Here is a 22,146-nt window from a genome sequence, read left to right on the forward strand (position 1 = left end):
GGGGAAAGTTATATGAATCTAGTATATGATGTTTATCAATCTAAAATAGGAAATTTGTACATATTAAGTGAAGATGGTTTTATAGTCAGCATAGATATAGGAGATGAAAAGTTTAATAAATTAAAAGATGAATATATCAAAAAAGGAATTGACATAAAAAGAAGCAAGGAAGATTTAAAAGAAGCTATAAATCAGATAGATGATTATTTTAAGGGGAAAAGAAAGGCATTTGATTTAGATATTCGTATTGAAGGGACTGAGTTTCAAAAATCAGTTTATAGGGAAATGTTAAAAATACCATATGGAGAGACCTTGTATTATTCAGATATAGCACAAAATATAAATAATCCAAAATCGGTGAGAGCAATAGGACAAGCAAGTAAAAGTAATAAAATTCCAATAATAATACCTTGCCATAGAGTGGTTGGTAAAAATAATATTGGTGGATATATGGGAAATCATTCTGATTTGAAAGAGATACTATTAAACTTAGAAAAAAGTATATAATCTAGAAAAAAGTGTTTTTGTTGTTAAAATTTGATATAATAATGGTAAAAAGAAGTGTTTTTTACAAAAATATCAAAAAAATATTTTAATTTATAAATACGAGGGGGAATTTTAATGTGTAATAAAGTTATAGCATCAAAATATCATGAAAAAGGTTTTAATTGTGCAGAATCAGTTATAAAAGCATATAATGAGGAATTTAATACAGATATACCAGTTTGTTTAGGAAGTGGACTAGGTTCAGGTTGTGGAGTTGCTAGTTTATGTGGTGCAGTAAATGCCTCAAATATAATAATTGGATATGTAAAAGGCAGAAATCATGAAGATGAAAGTACTAAAGCTAAAGTGTATGCTAAAGATTTGACTACAACAGTAAGAAAAGAGTATGGCTCAGAACTATGTATAGACTTAAAAAAAGATTTAGTTGCATGTAGAGAGATAATGGATTTTGCATATGATAGTCTAAAGGAAACTTTAAAAAAAGAACTATAAAAAAATAAGCTATCAAGTATAAATTATTTGATAGCTTATTTTTTTAGCCTATAATCAATAAGTTTATAATATTTTATGATTACTGTTTGTAAATAAATAGTAAGTGATTTTAGCAGAATTTTAGAATTTTTTTTAATATAGACATTTATTTATATCCATTCTTGGATATATTATACTTTGTTTAAATAGATGTTTGTTATGAGGGAGATGAGAAGATTGGAAGATATAAATTTACTTATTAACAAATTATATTCAAAAAATCACAATGAAGCATATAAAACTTTTTTGTTTTTAGAAAATGAAAGTATGAAATCAAATATTACATATTGTTTTTTTGATTCATTTTTAGAGATGCTCAATAATGAAAGCTCATATATTAGGGCAAGAGGACTTCTATTAATAGCAGCAAATGCTCAATGGGATACTGAAAATAAAATTGAAATAAATATAGACTATATTTTAAGTCACATTGCAGATAAGAAACCCTCTGTTTCAAGAATGTTTATTAAATCATTACCTAAGATTACAAAGCATAAAAAAAATCTTATCCATCGTATACAAATGGAGTTAAGTAATGCAAACATAAGTATTTATAATAACAATATGAAACCATTAGTGGAAAAAGATATAAGTGAAGTTTTATCTAAGCTTGAAGATTGATGGAAGTAAAAGACTATTAATATAATGATAAAATTCTATACATCAAAATAGAATATTTTCAGTTTGATGGCAGTTTTGAAACAATAAATCAAAGCTGCCATTTTTGTTTGAAAAATTATTTAAAAAAAGATAAGATTATTAGTTTTTTAACTAAATAATGTACATATAAGGTCTTATGTAATATGTTATAAGATATTTGATAAATTAAATGTTTTCTTTGACAATACATATATAGTGATGATAATATCTAAATGAATAAAAACAAAGGAAATAAATATATAATATGAAATTATAAAACTATGCTATAATTACAAGGAAGGATGTAATAAACTGTAGAAATTGCAAGTAAGTAATATAAATTTTTAAAGAATTAAATTTAAATAAATTACATAATGTATTAAATAAACGATGATACTAGAATGACACTATTTTTATAGGAAATTATTAAAGTACATAAGTAATGAAATAATACGCTAAATTATATAATAGATTGAGTTTTACTAAATAAAAAAGAACTACAATCCCTATGTTATTATACAAAAGCAAAGGTGGGAATTAAAATGAAAGCAATTGATGATGCTATAACATCAGAGTATTTAAGCTATGGTATCAATGAAGATATTAATATCTATGAAGGTCGGTTTTGCATATATTTAGATAAAAAATATAGATGTAATGGAAAAATTTATTATAAAATGACACCTCCAATATCTATAAACTTTAAGGCAGATATAGGTTGTATTGAAGAAATAGATAATGATGATGATAATTTAGCTTTAGATTATGATAATGCTATTCTTGAAGTTCATGGTTATAAAATCATTTCCATAACAATAAACACTTTAAGCGATGTTACTATAGAAGGATATATCAATGATGACTGTATAAAATCCAAAAACTCTTATGTTGAACATGTAGATTTTAATATAATAAACTTAGATAAAATACCAGGCAAACTCATTAAATATAATGATAAAGTATATGCAGGTAGAATCGAATTTGATATAAATGATTATGTTGTGACTATAGATAAAAGATATGATTATAGAAAAGAACTTAAGTCAGATTTAAGGTCTAAGTCTGGAGCAATAATAACTCATATAGGCAGAGTTAGAAGAAAAGATGGTAGAATTTTTAGAACAAATAATACAATAAATCTTTTAGATAGAATATCAACAGCTTTGAGTTTTATGTGTGGAAGGTATGTTGGATTTTGTTTGGCCAAAGGATATAGAAGTGGAAATGAAGTCTATAGAATATGGAATGAAAATCAGATATCTCCATTTAGATATGTACCAACATGGTCAGATACACTTTCAAACTATCATAATATGGAGAAATATATAAGTCTTATGTGCAAAAAATTAGAAGATTTTTATTATGGCTCTGCCATAAAAAGTGTTACTGACTGGTATATAGAATCTCTTGGAAGTGTTACTATGGAAAATAACATAATATCTGTACAAATTGCACTTGAAACTCTATCATATGTAATTTTAGTAGAGCAAAATAAAATACTTACAGATGAAGCTTTTGATTGTAACTTAGCATCTAAAAATATAAGACTATTACTTGATACATGCAAAATACCATATGGAAAACATGAATTAAATATATTTGACAATACAATAAAAAACAAGTTTGATGATGGGGTAGATTTAGTGATTTATTTAAGGAACAGTATAGTTCATCCAAGCAGGAGAACTCATAGAGCTGTGTTAGAAGTTGAAGATATTTGGAATATAATCTCAATAGGAACAAGATATATTGAGCTTGTTTTACTCTTTATTTTGGGGTATAGAGGTGAGTATTCCAATAGATTAGTAGAACGATGTTATGGTGAAGTAGAAGTTGTTCCTTGGAATTAAATTTTTATATTTATTTTAAAATATATATTGACAGATATTGCCTTATGCTATAAAATCAATATCATAATAACAATTCAAAACAACATTAAATGCTAAGAAAAGAAATAGTAGAAGTAGTTAATCTTAAACAGAGAGTTTCCGATTGGTGAGAGGAGCAATAGATTTTACTTTGAACACATCTTTGAGCAGAACTCTGAAAGAGTAAAGATACTTCATTAGGAGCTTTCCGGAATCCTTGCACCCGTTATAGTGCTAGAGTATAATTATTTTATTGTACTTAAAGAGGTTAGTGTCGTGAGGCATTAATGAACAGAGGTGGAACCACGAGAGTCAACTCCCGTCCTCTAGCAGAAGCTAGAGACGGGAGTTTTTTTAATATAATTTTTTAAGCGCGCAGAGAATTATATTGCAACAGATATACTTTTTAAAAAATAATCAAAATATTTAAAAATTTAAAAGATGAGGGAGAATATTATGAAAAATATATTAAAAAAATTAGGAATATTTACAATTATGTTAGGCTTAGTAAGTGGAATGGCAGGTTGTTCAAAATCAAATGATGAAAAGGGCAAAGATGCTTCAAAAGAAGCAAAAAAAGAAGTAATTGTAGGGTTTGATAATACATTTGTTCCAATGGGATTTTTAGATGAAAAAGGAGATACTGTAGGATTTGATGTAGAGTTAGCTAAAGAGACATTTAAGAGACTTGGAATGGAAGTTAAGTTCCAACCAATAGATTGGTCAATGAAAGAAACTGAGTTAAATGACTCAAAGACTGTAGATGTATTATGGAATGGGTACTCTATAACAGATGAAAGAAAGAAAATAGTATCATATACAGAACCATATTTACAAAATAAACAGATAATAGTTACTTTAAGTGATTCAAAAGTAAATTCAAAAGCAGATTTAAAAGATAAAGAAGTTGGAACACAACAAGGTTCAACAGCACTTGATGCAGTGGAAAAGGATAAAGATTTCATGAATAGCTTAAAAGGTGGAGCACCAGTTCTTTATGATACTTATGATAAAGCACTTAGAGATTTAGAAATAGGTAGAACTAGTGCAGTTGTTGGTGATGAAGTTTTAATTAGATACTATATGGGTCAAAAAGGTGAAGATAAATACAAAGTGTTAAAAGAAGATTTTGGATTAGAAGATTATGTTGTAGCAACTTCTAAAGAAAATCCAGAACTTTGTAAGAAAATAAATGAAACATTAAAAGAAATGAAAAAAGATGGAGCTTTTGACAAAATTTATGATAAGTGGTTTAAGTAAAAGATAGATTAGCTGTTAAGAAGGGGGCACTATAGGCATGTTACAAGGTTTAGAGATAGTTATAGCAATGTTTTGTATAACATTGATAGTATCAATTCCATTGGGGATTGCAGTTGCATTTTTAAGATTATCAAAAAATAAATTAATAAGTGGTATTACACAATGTTATATATTAATAATGAGAGGGACGCCTTTACTTTTACAGATGATAGTCATATTTTATGGCTTACCTCTTTTAGGAATTGTATTTGACAGATTTACAGCTGGAATAGTAGCTTTCTTCTTAAATTATGCAGCATATTTTGCAGAAATATTTAGAGGTGGAATACAGTCAATCGATAGAGGACAATATGAAGCTTCAAAAGTACTAGGATTTGATAAATTTACAATGTATAAGAGAATAATCTTTCCACAGGTTTTTAAAAGAATACTAGCACCTATTTCAAATGAAGTAATCACATTAGTAAAAGATACATCTTTAGTATATATATTAGGATTAAATGATATTTTAAGAATATCTCAAATAGCAATGAACAGAGAAGCGAGCTTATTACCACTATTTGAGGCAGGGGCAATATATCTTATATTTGTAGCTATACTTACTAAGGGATTTGAATTACTTGAAAAAAAATATTCTTATTATAGATAAAGTTACAATATTATAGGAGGAGGTTTTTTACATGCTGAAAATTAAAAACTTAAATAAATCATTTAAAAAAAATAAGGTACTTAAAGATATTTCTTTTGAGTTAGAAGAAGGTCAAATTGGAGTTTTACTTGGAAAATCTGGTGCAGGAAAGACTACAATATTGAGATGTATAAATGGTCTTGAAGAATTTGATAGTGGAGAGATTATAATAGATAATGAGATAATAAAAAATAAGAAAGATATGACAAAGATACGAGGAAAAATAGGTATGGTTTTTCAAAATTTTAACTTATTTCCTCATATGACAGTTCTTGAAAACATAATTGAGTCTCCAGTTAATGTATTTAAAGTTCCTAGAAAAGAAGCTGAAGAGAGGGCTAGAGAACTTTTAAGATTAGTTGATTTAGAGGATAAATTAAATTCCTATCCATTTGAATTATCAGGAGGACAGCAACAGAGAGTCGCAATAGCTAGGTCATGTGCACTAATGCCAAAGGTTCTTTGTTTTGATGAACCTACTTCTGCACTTGATATTGATACTATTCAAAGAGTAGTCAATATAATGAACAGACTTAAAGATAAAGGGATGACTATACTAATAATTACGCATGATGTTGTTTTCTCAAATAATGTTGCAGATAAGATTATAAGTATAAAAGACGGTATAGTAGAGAATGTTCAAATCAAAGAAAAAATTGTTTAATATTTTATAAATGGAAGTTATAGGAACATTTATAATATAAATAGGGGCTAAGTAAAACAAATACACTATGCCCTTTTTTTATTTAAAAATTTAATCTAATATTGAGTGATTAATTAGGTTTAATATATTATAAAAGAATAATTTAAATATTTAATATAAATTAATGATTGTTTTAAAATAGAATAATTTTTTATATTGAAAGCTTAGGATGATTGTGATATAAATTGGTTATAATATGCAAATTATGGGTATAAAAATAAAAAATTAGAAAGGATTTTAATATGATGATTAAATTATATGGATATACAAAGTGTTCTACTGTTAGAAAAGCAAAAAATTGGCTTAAAGAAAATGATTTAGAGTTTGAAGATATAGACATGGTTCAGAATCCTCCAAGTAAAGATGAATTAGAAGCAATCTACAAGACTAGTGGATATGATATAAAGAAATTTTTTAATACAAGTGGTATGAAATATAGGGAATTGGGTCTTAAAGATATTGTAAAGAGTGAATCTGATGATAAACTTTTAGAAATATTAGTAAGTGATGGAATGCTTATTAAAAGACCGTTGCTTTTTGATGGTGAAAATGTACTGTTGGGTTTCAAAGAAGATGTTTGGAAAAATACTTTATTAAAAGAAGATTAGAAGTATGTAGGTGTATTGATTAAAATAATTGATACACCTATAAATTTATACATCAACTCTGATTTTTATATATAAATTAGCAAATATATCTATCTAATTATTAGATTCTATAGAATAGAAGAACTATATGAGATTATATATAAATATATTATCAAACCTAAGTTCTGATTTTAATTTATTGATTCCTGCAATTTTATATGGGATTTTAAAAGACTACATTTAGAATCTAAGTATTACAACAAGATTTATTCTTTTAAGTATATCTGCTAATATTAAAATATTATTCTTAACAAATTTAAACCCCAAAAACTTCATATCAATAAACATATTATTTCTTATACAAAGAATATCATTTATTTTACTTAAAATAGTATAATATACAACGAATTATTACAAAATCACTTATTATTAACCATGAACATGTGTTTTGTGCTATTATATTTATATAAGGGAATTGTCATAAAAAATATCTTATTTATGCAAAAAATAAAATTAACTTTTGTCTTATGTAAGTATATTTTATAAACTGCATCTATACTTATAGTTTTACAAATAATAATAGTATTTAAAAACTTGACAACAAAAAAAGAAAACTTTCAAAAGAATTAAATCTAAAAAGAATAGGAGATAAGTATGAGTATTGAAGATTTATATGGTTTTGAATGTGTTCCTGTGAACAATGATATTGATATTGATGATTTATTTGAAAAAATGAGAGAAGATGGAAAAGAAAATGGATATACACCGATTATAATTATTGATGAAAAAGTAGGGTTATTAAGAGAAAATATAGATATGATTAATAAAGAGTATGGTTCTCTTGAAAACTATAGAAAATATTGTTTAGAGAAATGTAATGAGATTGATGTAAATGAATTCTTCAATTCTAGAAAGTGTGAGATTCCAGAATTGCTAACAGAGTTAATGGGTTCTGAGGACACTTTTTATGATTATAAAAATTTTAGTCCAATTACAAACATAGATATATTTCAAGAAAATAACAAAGTTTACATAGCCAAAGTTCCAACAATTAAACCATATGAAGTATTTGCATATATACCAATTGGTGGATTTAATGATTGTCCTAGTGATGAAGAACATATAGCTATTGCAAAATATTGGTACGAAAAATATGGAGTATTTCCAATTGCAATTGGAAGTGATACGGTTCAATATTCTGCAAAAAATCCAATTGAAGATAATAAAAAATTTGATGACTTGTGTATTGAATTAGTCCTCTACTGTGAAGACATTATTGTACAAGGATATGAAACATTAAAAGTTCTTAAAGAAGTACTACAGCGTTCTACAATATGGCTTTTTTGGTGGGATTAAGACAAATACATGTAAGCTATAAGTATTAAATTAAAAGTTTTAGAAAATTCATATGATAGTATCTTTTTTGTGATTTACAATTATAACTGATGGAAAAATAATTATCTTAAAACAAATTTGTGCATTCAGCCATGAGGATAGCTATTTCCACTTCATGGCTTTTAAACATATTACTATATTACACTATTTCATTTTTAGTATACAGTGTATTACAGTAATATGTTTAAATTATACAGATTTAAAAATTCTTTGATATTGTAATTAACGTGTTTAAATATAATTCTATTTTATAAAATAAATACTTTATATGTTATAATCATTAAGAATGTAAAAAATAATATAATATTTTATTGTTCATGTTTTTCTAGATATGGAGGTTGTTTTATGAATGAAGAAGAAAAATTAGAAAAATTAAAGGAAATACTACTTGAATTAGGAAGTGTTGTAGTTGCTTATTCTGGTGGAGTAGATAGCAACTTTTTACTTAAGGTAGCAAAAGATACATTAGGGGAAAATGTTATAGCTGTAACTATACATTCAATGATGCATTCAAGTAGAGAGATTGAAGAAGCTAAACAATATACTAAAAATTTTGGTGTTAAACATATCATCTTAAATATAGAAAACTTTGATTTAAAGGAGTTTAAAGAAAATGGTACTGATAGATGTTACCATTGCAAAAAATATATATTTTCTAAAATAAAAGAGGTAGCAAAAGAACATAATATAAAGTACATAGTAGATGGAACAAATATAGATGATTTAGGAGATTATAGACCTGGGCTTAAAGCATTGAGTGAGTTAGAAGTAAATAGTCCACTAAAAGAAAGTAGTTTGAAAAAAGCTGAAATTAGATTACTTTCAAAAAAATTAGGATTAAATACTTTTAATAAACCATCATTTGCATGTCTTGCAAGTAGAATTCCTTATGGAGTTCAAATAACAAATGAAAAACTAAGAATAATAGAAAAGAGTGAAGACTATTTATCTGATTTAGGTTTTTCTCAATTTAGAGTGAGAATGCATGGAGATATAGCTAGAATAGAGGTTGACCAGGAAGAATTAGGTAAATTTTTTGAAAATAACAATTTTAATAAAGTTGATACTAAATTAAAAATATTTGGCTTTAAATATGTTACACTAGATATGTCAGGGTATAAAATGGGAAGTATGAATTTAAATGTGTAGATTGTTTAAAAAATAAATAAGTTTTGTAATTAATATAGGAAACAGGAGGTTTTATGAAAAATTATACATTAATATCGCCATGTTTTTTTGGGATGGAAAAAATGCTGGCTAGAGAAATTACTAATTTAGGATATGAAATAATAAAAACAGAAGATGGAAGAATAACATATAAAACTGATGAGTTTGGAATAGCAAAATCAAATATGTGGCTAAGATGTGCTGAAAGAGTACATCTTAAAATTGCTGAATTTGAGGCAAAAAGTTTTGATGAATTATTTGAAAATACAAAAAGAATAAATTGGTCTCGATATATACCTTATGGAGCTCAATTTCCTATATCAAAGGCTTCTTCCATAAAATCAAAATTATACAGTACACCAGATGTACAAGCTATAGTAAAAAAAGCTATCGTAGAAAGCTTAAAGAAAAGTTACTTGGAAGAAGGTTTGCTTAAAGAAGATAAAGAGAAATATCCTATCTTTGTATTTATACATAAAGATAAGGTAACTATTTCTATAGATACAACTGGAGATGCTTTGCATAAGAGAGGATATAGAGAAAAAGCAAATAAAGCACCAATAAGAGAGACTTTAGCTTCTGGGCTTATTTATTTAACACCATGGAAAGCAGGTAGAATTCTAGTGGACCCTATGTGTGGTTCTGGTACTATATTGATTGAAGCCGCTATGATAGGTATAAATATGGCACCTGGTTTAAATAGAGAATTTATATCAGAAAAATGGAGAACTCTTGATAAAAAAATATGGTGGGATATAAGAAAAGATGCTTTTAATAAGATAGATAATGAAACTAAATTTAAGATTTATGGATATGATATAGATGCAGAATGTATAGATATAGCTAGAGAAAATGCTGAAATAGCAGGTGTAGATGAATATATAGAATTTAATATAGGAGATGCAACTCAATTTAAAAGTGAAGATGAGTTTGGATTTATAATTACTAATCCTCCTTATGGAGAAAGATTAGAAGATAAAGATAGTGTTAAACAATTGTATAAAGAGCTTGGTTATGCATTCAGAAGATTAAAAAATTGGTCGTATTATTTAATAACATCTTATGAAGATTTTGAATATGAATTTGGACAAAAGGCAGATAAAAAAAGAAAATTGTATAATGGTATGTTAAAAACTAACTTTTTCCAATATCCAGGTCCTAAGCCTCCTAGAAACAATAAATAGCTTTCATATTATTTATGGATAAAAAGTATAAAGTTTTATTAAAAAAAATATAAAGTTTTATTAAAATAAGTAAAACATTATAACGACTTGAAACGTCTAATTATTGTGAGGAGATTTTTGTGAGCAAAATTCAAGATTGATAGGATTAGGAGGAGTTAAATGAAAGTATTAAAACTTATTACTGTAGTAGCCCTAATGATGCTATTTGTTACTGGATGTAATATTAAAACTGAATCTCCAGAACAATTAGCAAAGATACCTGATTATGATGATACAAAAAAAGTACTGTATGATGGTATTGACCAGTTACTAAAACCAGATTCATCTATGATATTACCTTCTAATGCAAAAGAAGTAGGAAAAATAAATAAAGTAGATTTAAATGGTGATGGAGTTGATGAATTAGTAGTATTTGAACAAAAAGAAGATTTAAGTAATAATGTAACTCAGGTAGGGTTTGTAACTTTAAGTTATAATGGAGAAAAATATGTACTTGGTGACCATTTTTTAGAAAATGGTGAGTCAATAGAGTATGCTAATTTTTATGATTTGGATTCAGATGGATATAAAGAAGTGGTTTTACTGATTAAATCCAAAGATAAAACTAATATGCATATATATAAAGTAAAAGATAATGAAATAACAAAGGTGTATGATTTAGATGCGTCATGGCTTCCAAACAAAGACGATTTTAATGACATGAAAGTGAAAATTGGATATATAGATGGAGATGACAAATTGGAAATATTGATGCTTCATTTGAATAATAAAACTAATGAAATGTTTGCAAGTGTCGCAAATTTTGATGGGAATATGAAAATCAAGGATTATGTTAAGTTTGAAAATGTGAAGAATTTGAGTGAACTATATATAACTTTAGGTAATGTTGCTTCATCTATTGGAAATTCGTCTGCAGCTATAAAAGGAGCTGTGCTTGATATTCCTATATTAAAGGATAATAATTATATTACACAGATACTTTATATGAAAGATGGAAAAATTAAAAAAGCTTTTAGTGATTATGATAAAACTATTACTAAATCTTATTACATACCTGTAGATGATATTGATAAAGATAAGATTATAGAAATACCTATAGTAGCAGGAAACAATAGAAACACTTACAGTTCTAAAGCATCTGCAAATATAAGTTGGTATAGATGGAATGGAAAAGAAGATGCTAGTTCAAGCTTAATATTTACAAGTCAGATATATTATAACTATAAATATAATTTTAAATTGTTTATTCCAAACAATTTATTTGACAAAATACTTGTTGAACAAGAATTTGTTGGAGAAAAAGCAGTATTTAAATTTTATTATTTTGACTATTCAGATCGTAAGAATTTGTTTAATATAGTAGTAGAGAGTAAAAATAAACTTGAAGATAGAAAAAATCCAAATGCTCAAAATTCTATTGTACTTCAAGAGAGTGATGAATACACTTTCTTGCTAGTCATAAACAATGCAAATGAAATGGATAATCTAGATATTACTATAGACGCATTAAAAGAATATTTCTCATTAATATATGGTTAATATTATACTCAATTGGAGGTTTTATTTTATGAAGGAAAAAATACTTATACTAGAAGATGAAATTGGGATTAGAAGTTTTGTTAGTATAAACTTAAAAAGAGAAGGTTATGAGATAGTTGAGGCAGGTACTGGGAGAGAAGCTATAGAAAAAATGACAACAGAAAGTGACATTACAATAGCTCTTTTGGATGTAATGCTTCCAGATATAAGTGGAATAGAGGTATGTAAATTTATAAGGGAAAATTTTGACCAAGTAGGAATAATAATGCTCACTGCTAAAGCCCAAGAAGATGATAAAATAGAAGGATTTATTTCAGGAGCAGATGATTACATCATAAAACCATTTAGTATAAAAGAACTTTTAGTCAGGGTTTCTGCTCTTCTTAGAAGAGTAGCAAAGGATGATTCAAGTGTTAAGTCAAGTGAGATAGTTTCTCCTCCATTTATACTTGATATAGATAAGAGAAAATTATTTAAAAATGGAAAAGAAATTGAGCTTACTCCAACCGAATTTTCAATAGTGAAATATTTGATATCAAATGCTAAGCAGTCATTAAGTAGAGACCAGATACTAGATGAAGTTTGGGGAACTAATTATTTATATGATTTTAAAATAGTAGATGTAAATATAAGAAGGATAAGAAATAAAATAGAGGATGACCCATCAAAACCAAAATATATACAAACTATTTGGGGTTATGGATACTGTTTTAGAAAGGAAGAATAATAGTGTTACATTTTGAAGGTCTGAGAAAAAAAGTAATAAAAAACTACTTTATAATAATTATTATAATGGTTACTCTGTTTGAAGGATTGTTTATGTTTTATATACAAAACTATTACTATGATTCTGTCAAACAACTACTTGAATCTGAAATAAAATATGCTGATGAATATAACGCTATTACAATGGAGACTACAAGCTTTGAGAAAAAAGTAAAAAACATATTTGATAAGCAACCATTAACTAAGAATTCAGAATTTGGAATTTCAATAATAGATAAGAATAAAAATATTATATTAGACCAATATGGTTTTAAGAGTAAAGAAAAAGCAAATTATGAAGATGTTAATAATGCACTAAAAGATATAAAGACAAAAAACTTAACACCATATACCTATAGAATAGCAGATACTGGAGAACATGTTATGAGTATTTCTCTGCCACTTAAGGTAAATAATATAATAGAAGGTGTTGTTAGATATACAGTTTCATTAGATGCTATTGATAATGCAATATTAAAGCAAGCTACATGGCTTATATTAGCTGGTATATTTATACTTATTATAGCTATACTAATAAGTCTTAAATTTGCTGAGACTCTTATAAAACCATTACGAGAATTAAAGAAATTTGCAAATGAATTGGCTGTAGGAAATTATAATATAAAGTTAGAAAATATGAAAATTGTAGATGATGAGATTGGTGATTTGGCACAGACATTTGAACATATGGCACATGAGATTGATAAGAGTGAAAAATTAAAAGAAGAATTTATATCTTCTGTATCACATGAACTAAGGACCCCTCTTACATCAATAAAGGGATGGAGTGAAACTTTAGGTTATGAAAGTATAACAAGAGAAGAGTTAGACTTAGGTTTAGGTATTATACAAGATGAAACAGAAAGACTTATAAAACTTGTGGAAGAATTATTGGATTTTTCAAGACTTTCTTCAGATAGAATAAAACTTCATGTTGATATAGTTGATGTTGAAGGTTTGGTTGTAGGTGTTGTGAATCAGCTTAAAGTTAAAGCAGCTGAAAAAGATATAGCACTTTTGTTTGAATTTGAAAATGAGTTTATAGAGAATATTCAAGGAGATAAGAACAGATTAAGACAAGTTCTTATAAATTTAATACAGAATTCATTTAAATTTACTGGTCAAGGTGGTTACATAAAAGTTGTAGCTTCTCAAAATGAAGATATAACAACTATATCAGTTGAAGACAATGGCTCAGGCATAGAAAAACAAAATCTAAATAAAGTATTAGATAAGTTCTTCCAAGAAGATTACAATAAAGCTGGTAGTGGGTTAGGTCTAGCAATTAGTAATGAAATTGTAAAACTTCATGGTGGAAGAATGAAAATAGAAAGTGAAAAGAATGTTGGAACAAAAATAACTTTTAATATAAAAAATAAATTTGCTAAACAAGCATAAATTCTTAGAAAGAGGATTAAGATGAGAAACATAAAAATGATAGTAGCATATGATGGCTCAAGATATAAAGGGTACCAAAAACTAGGTGATAATAATATGACTATACAAGAAAAACTTGAAACTGTCTTAAGTAAAATGACTAATGAAACAGTTGAGATAATTGGTTCTGGAAGAACTGATATGGGAGCTCATGCTAGAGGACAAGTAATAAATTTTAGAACAAGTTGTACAGAGTCAGTAGATAAAATCCAAAAATACTTATATGAATATTTACCAGAAGATATAGTCGTAAAAACTGTTGAAGAAGTTGATGAAAGATTTCACTCAAGATATAATGTAAAGTCAAAGACTTATATGTATAAAATTGACAATAACAAATATCACAATCCTTTTATAAGAAAATATGCTACTCATGTAAGTAAAAAATTGGATTTAGATAGAATGATAAAAGCAAGTGAGTACTTAATAGGAGAACATGATTTTACTAGTTTTGCTTCTTCTAAGTCTAAGAAAAAGTCGAATATAAGAGAGATTTATTCAATAAATATAAAAGAAGATGATAATGTTATAGAAATATACATTGAAGGAAATGGATTTTTATATAACATGGTAAGAATAATAGTGGGAGCTTTGATAGAAGTAGGTCTTAAAAGAAAAGCCCCACAAGATATTAAGTCTATGCTTGAATCTAAGGATAGAAGTCAAGCATCAGATACAGCACCAGCTAAAGGGTTATGTCTTTGGAAAGTGAGATATTAGTGAATAAAGTAGAAAATCTTCTTAAAACAAAAATAAAATAAATTATATAGTTGACATAAATGGAAAAATAAACTATTATATATTTTATAAGAGAGATATGAAAAACTTTATATTTAAATCCTGTGAGAAAGAGAGTAACTTCTATGTGTTTTATAGAGAGCTAAGGATGGTGGAAGCTTAGCAAATGAGTATTAGTGAAAAGAACTTTGGAGGATGCTAATTGAATTTAGTATGTTAGTAGGTAATCTCGCCTTAAGAGAAAGAGTGGATAAGTTTATCTTATCAATTAGAGTGGTAACGCGGATATATTTCGTCTCTTGGTTTTTCCAAGAGGCGTTTTTTAATATATTTAATTACTAATGTTTATTTAGTATGTTGAACGTTTACTAATTGATTAGCTAAGTTTATCAATAAGAGTGGTACCGCGGATATTTCGCCTCTTAGTATTTAAAAATACTGAGAGGCTTTTTTAGTATTAAAATGATTTTAAGTTAATTTAAATTCTTAAAATCATTCAATATTAAGAATTGCTATTAAACAAAAAATAAAAATCATAATTTAAAATTGGGAGGAATTAAAAATGAAGGAAAAAGTAGTATTAGCATATTCAGGAGGACTTGATACATCAATCATAATACCTTGGTTAAAGGAAAATTATGAAGATATAGATGTTATAGCTGTTTGTGGAAATGTAGGTCAAGAAGATAAAATGGAAGATGTTTATGAAAAGGCTTTACAAAGTGGAGCATCAAAAGCATATGTGGATGATATAAGTGAAGAATTTGTAACTGAAACTATATTCAAGGCTGTAAAAGCAGAAGCTAAATATGAAGGAAAATACTTATTAGGTACTTCTTTAGCAAGACCTATAATAGCTAAGAAACTAGTTGAAGTTGCTCATAAAGAAGGTGCAAAATATATATGTCATGGTTGTACAGGAAAAGGTAATGACCAAGTTAGATTTGAAGCTACAATTGCAGCTCTTGACCCAACTATAAAAGTTATTGCACCTTGGAGAATATGGGATATAAAATCAAGAGAAGATGCTATAGACTATGCAGAAAAGCATAATATAAAGGTAACAGCAACTAAAGCTAAAATATATTCAGTAGATGCTAACCTTTGGCATGTATCAACTGAAGGTGGAGATATAGAGCATCTACAAAATGAACATAAGAAAGATGTTTACAAACAATGTGTAGACCCAGAAGATGCATGTGATGTAGCTGAATATGTAGAAGTTTACTTTGAAAAAGGTGTTCCTAAAAAGGTAAATGGTGAAGAATTATCTCCAGTTGCATTAATTCACAAATTAAATGAATTAGGTTGTAAACATGGAATTGGTGTTATAGATATAGTTGAAAATAGACTTGTTGGTATGAAATCAAGAGGTGTATATGAGACTCCAGGAGGAACAATTCTTTATGAAGCACATAATATTTTAGAAAGTGCTACTTTAGACAAGGATACATTACATTTTAAACAAATGGTATCTTATAAATATGGAGAACTTATTTACAATGGATTATGGTATTGTAAGTTAAGAGAATCTATAGATGCATTTATGGAGCAAACTCAAGACAATGTTACTGGAACAGTAAAAGTTAAACTTTACAAGGGTAATATAAAACCTGCTGGAATATTTACTGAAAATGCTCTTTATGATGAAGGAATATCTTCTTTTGGAGACAGTGAACTTTATGACCACAAAGATGCAGAAGGATTTATTAATCTATTTACTTTACCATTAAAAATTAGAGCTATGAAGGCTGGAAAATAATATAATAAGTTGATTAAGAGTGTATAAAAACTGTTTTTAGTTTTTATATGCTCTTTTTTTATCTAGATTTATTATGTTACACAATATAATAAGATATAGTGTAATTTCAAATAATTTAGTAATAGAAAAATGTAATTCCCTTAAATATAAATTTCATAGGCATAAAAGTTATTGACTCTCTCACTGTAAGAGGGTTTATACTAAATCTAATAAAAATTTATAGTAAGGAGAACGAATATATGAGAAAAATAATTGAAATTAAACATCATTCACATGATTATGAGTGCATGTGGAATGGTATAGAAGATTTATATATGAATAAAACAGGTGAATGCCTTCCAAATGATTTTTTCTTTTTATTATCAGGTTTTGGTTCCTTTTGTTATATGAAAACAGATAAAGCAGAATTGAAAAGAATGGTAGCTTTGGGAGATGGAAGAACAAAAAAGATGTATGAATTTTTAGCACCAATTGTTGGTTTTGAATACAAGCATTATGAATTTAGAAGATATGAGCGAGCATTAAAAAAAGCAAAATATGAAATTGATAATGGGTATCCAGTTATTTTAGGAGCCTTAGATATGTATCATTTACCATATTATCAGAAATTATACCATAAAGAACATATTCCTTTTCATTACATATTAATGGTAGGATATGATGATGAAAAAGAAAGAATATACCTGTATGATTGTGGAAGGACTGAGTTATTATACCTATCTTATGAGGAATTACGCCAAAGTATGAATTGTAGTTATTTAGGATTGAGTAAGGCGAATACTATTTGCACAGTTAGAATGACTAGTTTAAAGAGTAAATATGAGATTGCAAGAGAAGCACTTACTATAAAGGGTAATATGTTTTTAAATCCACCTAAAGGATTTTTGGGATACAAAGGTTTTGAAAAGTTTATCAAAGAATTGCCGCAATGGAAAAATGAACTGGAAAAAGATGATTATGATAAGATATTATCTAATATAGTTATGTTTTTTGGGACAGTACCAACCGTTCCAAATGCAATTAAGGGAATTAAAGAACCAGATAACGTCAAATTTAAAGGAGGTTTTGATAAAATGAGCAGAATGCTTAACCAACTTGGAGAAGAATATAAGAATGACACCTTCATACAAGGAGCTGAGATATTTGATAAAAGTGCTACTATGATTGAGATAATATCTAATATCATAATAGATTATTTAACTCAAAAGAGTGATGATACAGGACAACTTCCTTTACTTTTTTCTGAGATTTTGAAGAATATGAAAGAAGTATATTCGATATTAGATGTATAAAAAATATATATGTCTTTCAAAGGGTATTAACTTTACAGAAGATAGGCTAATTCATATTCTTTGTAAAATATTTTAAATGAATACAGTTGTTTATAATAAAGATATTTTTATTGACCCTGACATAACGTAATAGTGTAATATGAAAATATAGCATGGATGTATTAGTAAATATTGATAGCTATAAAATCAAGTTTTGAGGTGTTGATATGAGAACAGTAAAGCAGGTTTCAGATTTAACAGGAGTAAGCGTAAGAGCATTACACTACTATGATGAAATAGGTCTTTTAAAACCAAATAAAATTACAGATGTAGGGTATAGACTTTATGATGATGAAGCTATTAAGACTCTCCAACAAATTTTATTTTTTAAAGAGATTGACATACCTTTGAAGGAAGTTAAAGAGATAATGTCAAGCCAATACTTTGATAAAGTAGAAGCTTTAAAAAATCAAAAGAAATTACTCATTTTAAAGCGAAAAAGATTGGATGAATTAATAGAGCTGATAAACAAAGCTATAAAAGGAGAGAGTAGTATTAATTTTAAAGAGTTTGACATGAGTGAGTATTTTAATGTACTAGAAGAATTTAAAAAAGAGCATAAAAATAAGATAATTAAAATTTATGGTAATGTAGAAAGATATGATGAACTTATTGAAAAAGTTAAATCTAGTGAGGAAAAAATTGCTAAAATGGCTATAAAACAATATGGAACTATTGAGAAGTTTGCAAAAGCTATAAAAACAAACTTTAGCAGTGATATATTGAGTTTAGGAGAAAAATTTGATATGTATAAAAATGATTGTTTGAAAGAAAAACATACTAAATTAAAAGAATTATATAGAGAGCTTGTAGAAGACTTAAGTAAGAATCCTTCTTCAAAAGAACTTCAAGAAATAGCGAGAGAGATAACAGATATATCTAAGAAAGATTATGAAATTTTTTACATGGATACTGGAGATGATAATTGGTACAGTATGGTACAAAATTATTTGGTAAATCCTATATGGATAAAAAATATAGATGAAAAATATGGAGATGGAGCAGGAAAGTTTATTGGACAAACCTTAGAGATTTATTTAGGAGATAAAAAGCCTAAGATAAATATCTTGCATGAAAAACTAGTATCAGATTTGAGTAGGGATTGCTCATCAAAAGAAGTTCAAAGTATTATTGAAGAAATAGACAATGAAATGAAAAAGAGCAATGAATTTTATAAAATAGATAATGGAGAGAGATATTTTGATTATATGGCAGAACTTTATTTATCAAATTCTACATACATAAAAATAACTGATAATAAATACGGTGATGGTACATCCAAGTTTATTGGAGAAGCTTTTAAATTTTATTTTGATAGTAACAATTTATAAGTAAAGTCAATAACTATTACAAACTTTGAAGTAAAAATCTATACACTTTGTTAAGATATTTAGTAAAAGCATTAAAACAAGGATATAAATTATCTTACTTTTATTTATATCCTTGCTTAAGTTGTTAAAATATATAGTTTACATCAAATTTAACACTTTCAACAATATTTCCTAAATATGTTTTTATACTTTCGACTTCTTCTAAAGACCTTAATTTATTTTCAGTGTAAATTGTCTTATCAAGAATATTAAACTTTAGACCTATTTCATCAAAGTACTCATGATTTAAAACTTTGTACCAATGATTTTTTTCTTTATTCCATCTTGTAGATATGGAATCAGCTTCTTTTTGAGCTTTTTCCCAATCCTCATTTTCTATATATTTTTCCAAAACAGACATATTATTTTTGTAGCCATCTGTAAAGTCGTATAGTTTATTATTGACATAAAATCCAAATAATAAGAATAAAATAGCCCATGTTATAACAAATGTTGTAGATTTCAATATTAATCACCCTTTTTATTTTGAATAAATATTTTGTCGTTTTCGTCTAAAACACAAATAAGAACATCTTTAAAAGTTTCTATGTGGTTAGATTTTAAGATACCCATTAACCAATTAGTATCTTTTTCAGCCATGTCTAGATTTTCATTTATTATTCTACCATCCAATATAAGTGGAATTGGTAAATGATTAAATGCTCTTGGAGGAGTACTATTATAACTTGATGCTGGTACAACACTTAAATTACCATCAGTCTCTAAAATAGCGTACTGTACATCCTTTAAATTGAAATACCCCTGAATTCTAAGTTGTTCTAATAATTCATCTATACTAACTCTTTCTTTTTTTAGTTCTTTATATACAATTTTCCCCTTATCTATAAGTATAGAAGGTTTACCTGATAAAAATGAACTTAATTTTCTACTTTTTAATGATAGGAATGAAATTAGAGTCTGCATAATTACAAGTCCAGTTATTGCTGCAACGCCATTTATAATTGGTATATTATTATTTTCCATTGGAACAGATGCAACTTCCGCAATTAAAAGTGTTATAACTAAATCAAAACAGTTCATTTCAGCTATCTCACCTTTTCCCATGACTCTAAGCGCAATTAGCACTGTTATGTATAATATAATACTTCTTATTAATACTACTGTCATATCTATCAATTACTCCTTTAAAAAATATTTGCATTTAGTTATTATGTCCCATCTAAGAATTTTAATTCAAAATATAAAAAACACCTTAAGTAATTAAATTCAATTATTTAAGGTGTTCTTGATAATTTTAATATTAAATTTTTTATAGATTTTCTATTGCTCTTATTTATTTTAATGACAGATTCAGCAAAATTATTTTTGTCTCCTAATTTTAAAATAAAATCAGGATATTCTTCAAACTCGTTGAGTTTTATTAATTTAAAAGAAGAAGACAGATTTTTAAAGTTAATAATTTTAGAGTTATTTACTAGTACGCTTCTTTTTTTAAAATAGATTTCTTTTTTACTTATATTCAGTATATTTAATATTTGTTTGAGATAAATTATTATATCTTCTGGAGTTTTCTCGAATTTAAGTTCAAAATTTTCATCTTCGAAGTATGGAATATAATATAAAGGAGTTTTGATAGGAGGTAATTTATTATATAATTCTTCAAGAGTGTTAATATCTTTAGGATAATTAAGGTAAAAGCTTTTACATACATTCATTAAATCCATAGCATCTGAAAGTGAATTATGTTTAATTTCTCCTTCTACAGAAAAAATCTTTTTCATATTAAGTAAAGATAATTGTCTAGATAAGATTCTATTATTGTATGTAATGTGTTGAGATATAAAAGGTTGAATATCAATCATCATATTAAACAACTCTAAGCATTTACCAGTATATTTACATACTCTAAATGAATTTAGAAGACCAGCAATGTCAAAATCACCCCAATTGTATATTGTAATATCATTAAATTTGCAAAACCATCTATAAAAATCATCCATAACATATAAAAGGTTAGGAGCATTATCAATATCTAATTGATTTAGTTTAGTAAGCTTTTTACATTTATTTGAAAGTATTTCATTGTATTTTGGTTTAACCAAAGAATAATAGTCGTCCATTATATTAAATTCATTATCAACTAAAACTCCACCAATTGAAATTAATTCAGCTCCATTATATTCTAATTTATTTTTATTATCATCTAGCATATTAAATTCAAAGTCTATAAATAACTTGTATTTCATAAATATAAAGCACATCCTCATGTATATTATTTAGTGTAACTAAGCATCATAAGAATCAATCGATATAATGATTCTAAACATCAAAGGCTCATTACAACTTTTATTTATTTCATAATTTAATTCAAATAAATCTTTTAGTATGTAATTTATAAGTATTCTTTCCCAACCCATTTTTAAATTAACATTAGAGTTTAACAATGTGTTTTCTATTTTTTTAAATATTTCTATATTTGCTGGGATTATACTAAGTTCAATACTACTTTTAAATGGATTAGACTGTAAATCAGTTATAAGTATGTCTTTTAATTCCTCTGTAAGCTCAGAGATTAAACTATCACCTATATATTTTTTAATTATTTCCTCTCTAATTTCCCTTAAGTTTAGCAATATTAGTACCTGCTACTTACATTATATTATGAAAAGTGTAGTAAAATTCAATTAAATTTTTTATTACACTTAAAATAGTAG

The 22,146-nt window shown here is 26.5% G+C and carries 22 protein-coding genes and 2 other annotated features; of the genes, 18 read left to right on the forward strand and 4 right to left on the reverse strand.

Features of this window, described 5'->3' with window-relative positions; all coding sequences use genetic code 11:
• Window positions 1–12: 12 nt before the first annotated feature.
• From ACTG46_RS09600 to ACTG46_RS09685, 18 genes are all read left to right on the forward strand, one after another.
• Window positions 13–507 carry a methylated-DNA--[protein]-cysteine S-methyltransferase gene (locus tag ACTG46_RS09600; RefSeq protein ID WP_054270251.1) on the forward strand — a complete coding sequence of 165 codons (495 nt, stop codon included), beginning with the start codon at window positions 13–15 and terminating at the stop codon, window positions 505–507.
• A 114-nt stretch (window positions 508–621) separates the two neighbouring features.
• Entirely contained in the window at window positions 622–999 is a 378-nt protein-coding gene (locus ACTG46_RS09605) for a C-GCAxxG-C-C family (seleno)protein (RefSeq protein ID WP_054270252.1), read from the forward strand.
• Window positions 1,000–1,215: 216 nt separating this feature from the next.
• Window positions 1,216–1,659, forward strand: coding sequence for a SufBD protein (locus ACTG46_RS09610; RefSeq protein ID WP_479924014.1), 444 nt, complete (start codon window positions 1,216–1,218; stop codon window positions 1,657–1,659).
• 560 nt (window positions 1,660–2,219) lie between these two features.
• Complete coding sequence (locus ACTG46_RS09615) at window positions 2,220–3,527, forward strand: YopA family protein (RefSeq protein ID WP_054270254.1); 1,308 nt, start codon at window positions 2,220–2,222, stop codon at window positions 3,525–3,527.
• An 85-nt stretch (window positions 3,528–3,612) separates the two neighbouring features.
• Window positions 3,613–3,875, forward strand: a binding site (T-box leader).
• Between the two features lie 126 nt (window positions 3,876–4,001).
• The gene (locus ACTG46_RS09620; RefSeq protein ID WP_054270255.1) at window positions 4,002–4,805 is read left to right on the forward strand and encodes an amino acid ABC transporter substrate-binding protein; all 804 of its coding nucleotides are present in this window, start codon (window positions 4,002–4,004) and stop codon (window positions 4,803–4,805) included.
• A 37-nt stretch (window positions 4,806–4,842) separates the two neighbouring features.
• Entirely contained in the window at window positions 4,843–5,454 is a 612-nt protein-coding gene (locus tag ACTG46_RS09625) for an amino acid ABC transporter permease (RefSeq protein ID WP_021384590.1), read from the forward strand.
• A 31-nt stretch (window positions 5,455–5,485) separates the two neighbouring features.
• Window positions 5,486–6,157 (forward strand): amino acid ABC transporter ATP-binding protein, encoded by a 672-nt coding sequence (locus ACTG46_RS09630; protein ID WP_054270256.1) that lies wholly within the window; start codon window positions 5,486–5,488, stop codon window positions 6,155–6,157.
• 284 nt (window positions 6,158–6,441) lie between these two features.
• Window positions 6,442–6,804, forward strand: a complete 363-nt coding sequence (locus tag ACTG46_RS09635) for an arsenate reductase family protein (RefSeq protein ID WP_207713539.1) — start codon at window positions 6,442–6,444, stop codon at window positions 6,802–6,804.
• A 633-nt stretch (window positions 6,805–7,437) separates the two neighbouring features.
• On the forward strand, window positions 7,438–8,139 hold the full coding sequence (locus ACTG46_RS09640; protein ID WP_054276671.1) for a DUF4253 domain-containing protein: 702 nt from the start codon (window positions 7,438–7,440) through the stop codon (window positions 8,137–8,139).
• 384 nt (window positions 8,140–8,523) lie between these two features.
• The gene (larE, locus tag ACTG46_RS09645) at window positions 8,524–9,327 is read left to right on the forward strand and encodes an ATP-dependent sacrificial sulfur transferase LarE (RefSeq protein ID WP_479924015.1); all 804 of its coding nucleotides are present in this window, start codon (window positions 8,524–8,526) and stop codon (window positions 9,325–9,327) included.
• Between the two features lie 53 nt (window positions 9,328–9,380).
• The gene (locus tag ACTG46_RS09650; protein ID WP_054270260.1) at window positions 9,381–10,529 is read left to right on the forward strand and encodes a THUMP domain-containing class I SAM-dependent RNA methyltransferase; all 1,149 of its coding nucleotides are present in this window, start codon (window positions 9,381–9,383) and stop codon (window positions 10,527–10,529) included.
• Between the two features lie 159 nt (window positions 10,530–10,688).
• Window positions 10,689–12,068, forward strand: coding sequence for a hypothetical protein (locus ACTG46_RS09655; RefSeq protein WP_054276673.1), 1,380 nt, complete (start codon window positions 10,689–10,691; stop codon window positions 12,066–12,068).
• 28 nt (window positions 12,069–12,096) lie between these two features.
• A complete protein-coding gene (walR, locus tag ACTG46_RS09660; protein WP_054270262.1) occupies window positions 12,097–12,795 on the forward strand; it encodes a cell wall metabolism DNA-binding response regulator WalR in 699 nt (232 codons plus the stop codon).
• Between the two features lie 2 nt (window positions 12,796–12,797).
• Entirely contained in the window at window positions 12,798–14,231 is a 1,434-nt protein-coding gene (gene walK / locus ACTG46_RS09665) for a cell wall metabolism sensor histidine kinase WalK (RefSeq protein WP_479924016.1), read from the forward strand.
• Between the two features lie 21 nt (window positions 14,232–14,252).
• Window positions 14,253–14,990: a tRNA pseudouridine(38-40) synthase TruA gene (gene truA / locus ACTG46_RS09670; RefSeq protein ID WP_054270264.1), complete on the forward strand. Its 738-nt coding sequence runs from the start codon at window positions 14,253–14,255 to the stop codon at window positions 14,988–14,990.
• Window positions 14,991–15,103: 113 nt separating this feature from the next.
• Window positions 15,104–15,311, forward strand: a binding site (T-box leader).
• Between the two features lie 259 nt (window positions 15,312–15,570).
• Window positions 15,571–16,770, forward strand: a complete 1,200-nt coding sequence (locus tag ACTG46_RS09675; RefSeq protein ID WP_054270265.1) for an argininosuccinate synthase — start codon at window positions 15,571–15,573, stop codon at window positions 16,768–16,770.
• Window positions 16,771–17,009: 239 nt separating this feature from the next.
• Window positions 17,010–18,062, forward strand: a complete 1,053-nt coding sequence (locus ACTG46_RS09680) for a BtrH N-terminal domain-containing protein (RefSeq protein ID WP_479924017.1) — start codon at window positions 17,010–17,012, stop codon at window positions 18,060–18,062.
• Between the two features lie 206 nt (window positions 18,063–18,268).
• Window positions 18,269–19,432, forward strand: coding sequence for a MerR family transcriptional regulator (locus ACTG46_RS09685; RefSeq protein ID WP_479924018.1), 1,164 nt, complete (start codon window positions 18,269–18,271; stop codon window positions 19,430–19,432).
• Window positions 19,433–19,556: 124 nt separating this feature from the next.
• Here the strand turns inward: ACTG46_RS09685 and ACTG46_RS09690 are convergent, their stop codons facing one another.
• The 4 genes from ACTG46_RS09690 to ACTG46_RS09705 all read right to left on the reverse strand — a co-directional run bounded on the left by ACTG46_RS09690 (window position 19,557) and on the right by ACTG46_RS09705 (window position 22,065).
• A complete protein-coding gene (locus ACTG46_RS09690) occupies window positions 19,557–19,937 on the reverse strand; it encodes a DUF4363 family protein (protein ID WP_054270268.1) in 381 nt (126 codons plus the stop codon).
• A gap of 2 nt (window positions 19,938–19,939) precedes the next feature.
• Window positions 19,940–20,599: a DUF421 domain-containing protein gene (locus tag ACTG46_RS09695; protein ID WP_054276677.1), complete on the reverse strand. Its 660-nt coding sequence runs from the start codon at window positions 20,597–20,599 to the stop codon at window positions 19,940–19,942.
• A gap of 107 nt (window positions 20,600–20,706) precedes the next feature.
• Window positions 20,707–21,678, reverse strand: a complete 972-nt coding sequence (locus ACTG46_RS09700) for a 3'-5' exonuclease (RefSeq protein ID WP_054270270.1) — start codon at window positions 21,676–21,678, stop codon at window positions 20,707–20,709.
• Between the two features lie 39 nt (window positions 21,679–21,717).
• The gene (locus tag ACTG46_RS09705) at window positions 21,718–22,065 is read right to left on the reverse strand and encodes a hypothetical protein (protein WP_054270271.1); all 348 of its coding nucleotides are present in this window, start codon (window positions 22,063–22,065) and stop codon (window positions 21,718–21,720) included.
• Between the last annotated feature and the right edge of the window lie 81 nt (window positions 22,066–22,146).

It is taken from the genome of Clostridioides sp. LIBA-7678 (genome assembly GCF_056716065.1).

Excerpts from the sequence above, each read along its gene's own strand:
- ACTG46_RS09635 (WP_207713539.1), top strand. The coding sequence starts at position 6,442 with ATGATTAAATTATATGGATATACAAAGTGTTCTACTGTTAGAAAAGCA.
- walR (WP_054270262.1), top strand. The coding sequence starts at position 12,097 with ATGAAGGAAAAAATACTTATACTAGAAGATGAAATTGGGATTAGAAGT.
- ACTG46_RS09675 (WP_054270265.1), top strand. The coding sequence starts at position 15,571 with ATGAAGGAAAAAGTAGTATTAGCATATTCAGGAGGACTTGATACATCA.
- ACTG46_RS09700 (WP_054270270.1), bottom strand. The coding sequence starts at position 21,678 with ATGAAATACAAGTTATTTATAGACTTTGAATTTAATATGCTAGATGAT.
- ACTG46_RS09600 (WP_054270251.1), top strand. The coding sequence starts at position 13 with ATGAATCTAGTATATGATGTTTATCAATCTAAAATAGGAAATTTGTAC.
- ACTG46_RS09640 (WP_054276671.1), top strand. The coding sequence starts at position 7,438 with ATGAGTATTGAAGATTTATATGGTTTTGAATGTGTTCCTGTGAACAAT.
- ACTG46_RS09620 (WP_054270255.1), top strand. The coding sequence starts at position 4,002 with ATGAAAAATATATTAAAAAAATTAGGAATATTTACAATTATGTTAGGC.
- ACTG46_RS09615 (WP_054270254.1), top strand. The coding sequence starts at position 2,220 with ATGAAAGCAATTGATGATGCTATAACATCAGAGTATTTAAGCTATGGT.
- ACTG46_RS09680 (WP_479924017.1), top strand. The coding sequence starts at position 17,010 with ATGAGAAAAATAATTGAAATTAAACATCATTCACATGATTATGAGTGC.
- ACTG46_RS09650 (WP_054270260.1), top strand. The coding sequence starts at position 9,381 with ATGAAAAATTATACATTAATATCGCCATGTTTTTTTGGGATGGAAAAA.
- ACTG46_RS09605 (WP_054270252.1), top strand. The coding sequence starts at position 622 with ATGTGTAATAAAGTTATAGCATCAAAATATCATGAAAAAGGTTTTAAT.
- ACTG46_RS09630 (WP_054270256.1), top strand. The coding sequence starts at position 5,486 with ATGCTGAAAATTAAAAACTTAAATAAATCATTTAAAAAAAATAAGGTA.
- ACTG46_RS09685 (WP_479924018.1), top strand. The coding sequence starts at position 18,269 with ATGAGAACAGTAAAGCAGGTTTCAGATTTAACAGGAGTAAGCGTAAGA.
- ACTG46_RS09695 (WP_054276677.1), bottom strand. The coding sequence starts at position 20,599 with ATGACAGTAGTATTAATAAGAAGTATTATATTATACATAACAGTGCTA.
- larE (WP_479924015.1), top strand. The coding sequence starts at position 8,524 with ATGAATGAAGAAGAAAAATTAGAAAAATTAAAGGAAATACTACTTGAA.
- ACTG46_RS09625 (WP_021384590.1), top strand. The coding sequence starts at position 4,843 with ATGTTACAAGGTTTAGAGATAGTTATAGCAATGTTTTGTATAACATTG.
- truA (WP_054270264.1), top strand. The coding sequence starts at position 14,253 with ATGAGAAACATAAAAATGATAGTAGCATATGATGGCTCAAGATATAAA.
- ACTG46_RS09655 (WP_054276673.1), top strand. The coding sequence starts at position 10,689 with ATGAAAGTATTAAAACTTATTACTGTAGTAGCCCTAATGATGCTATTT.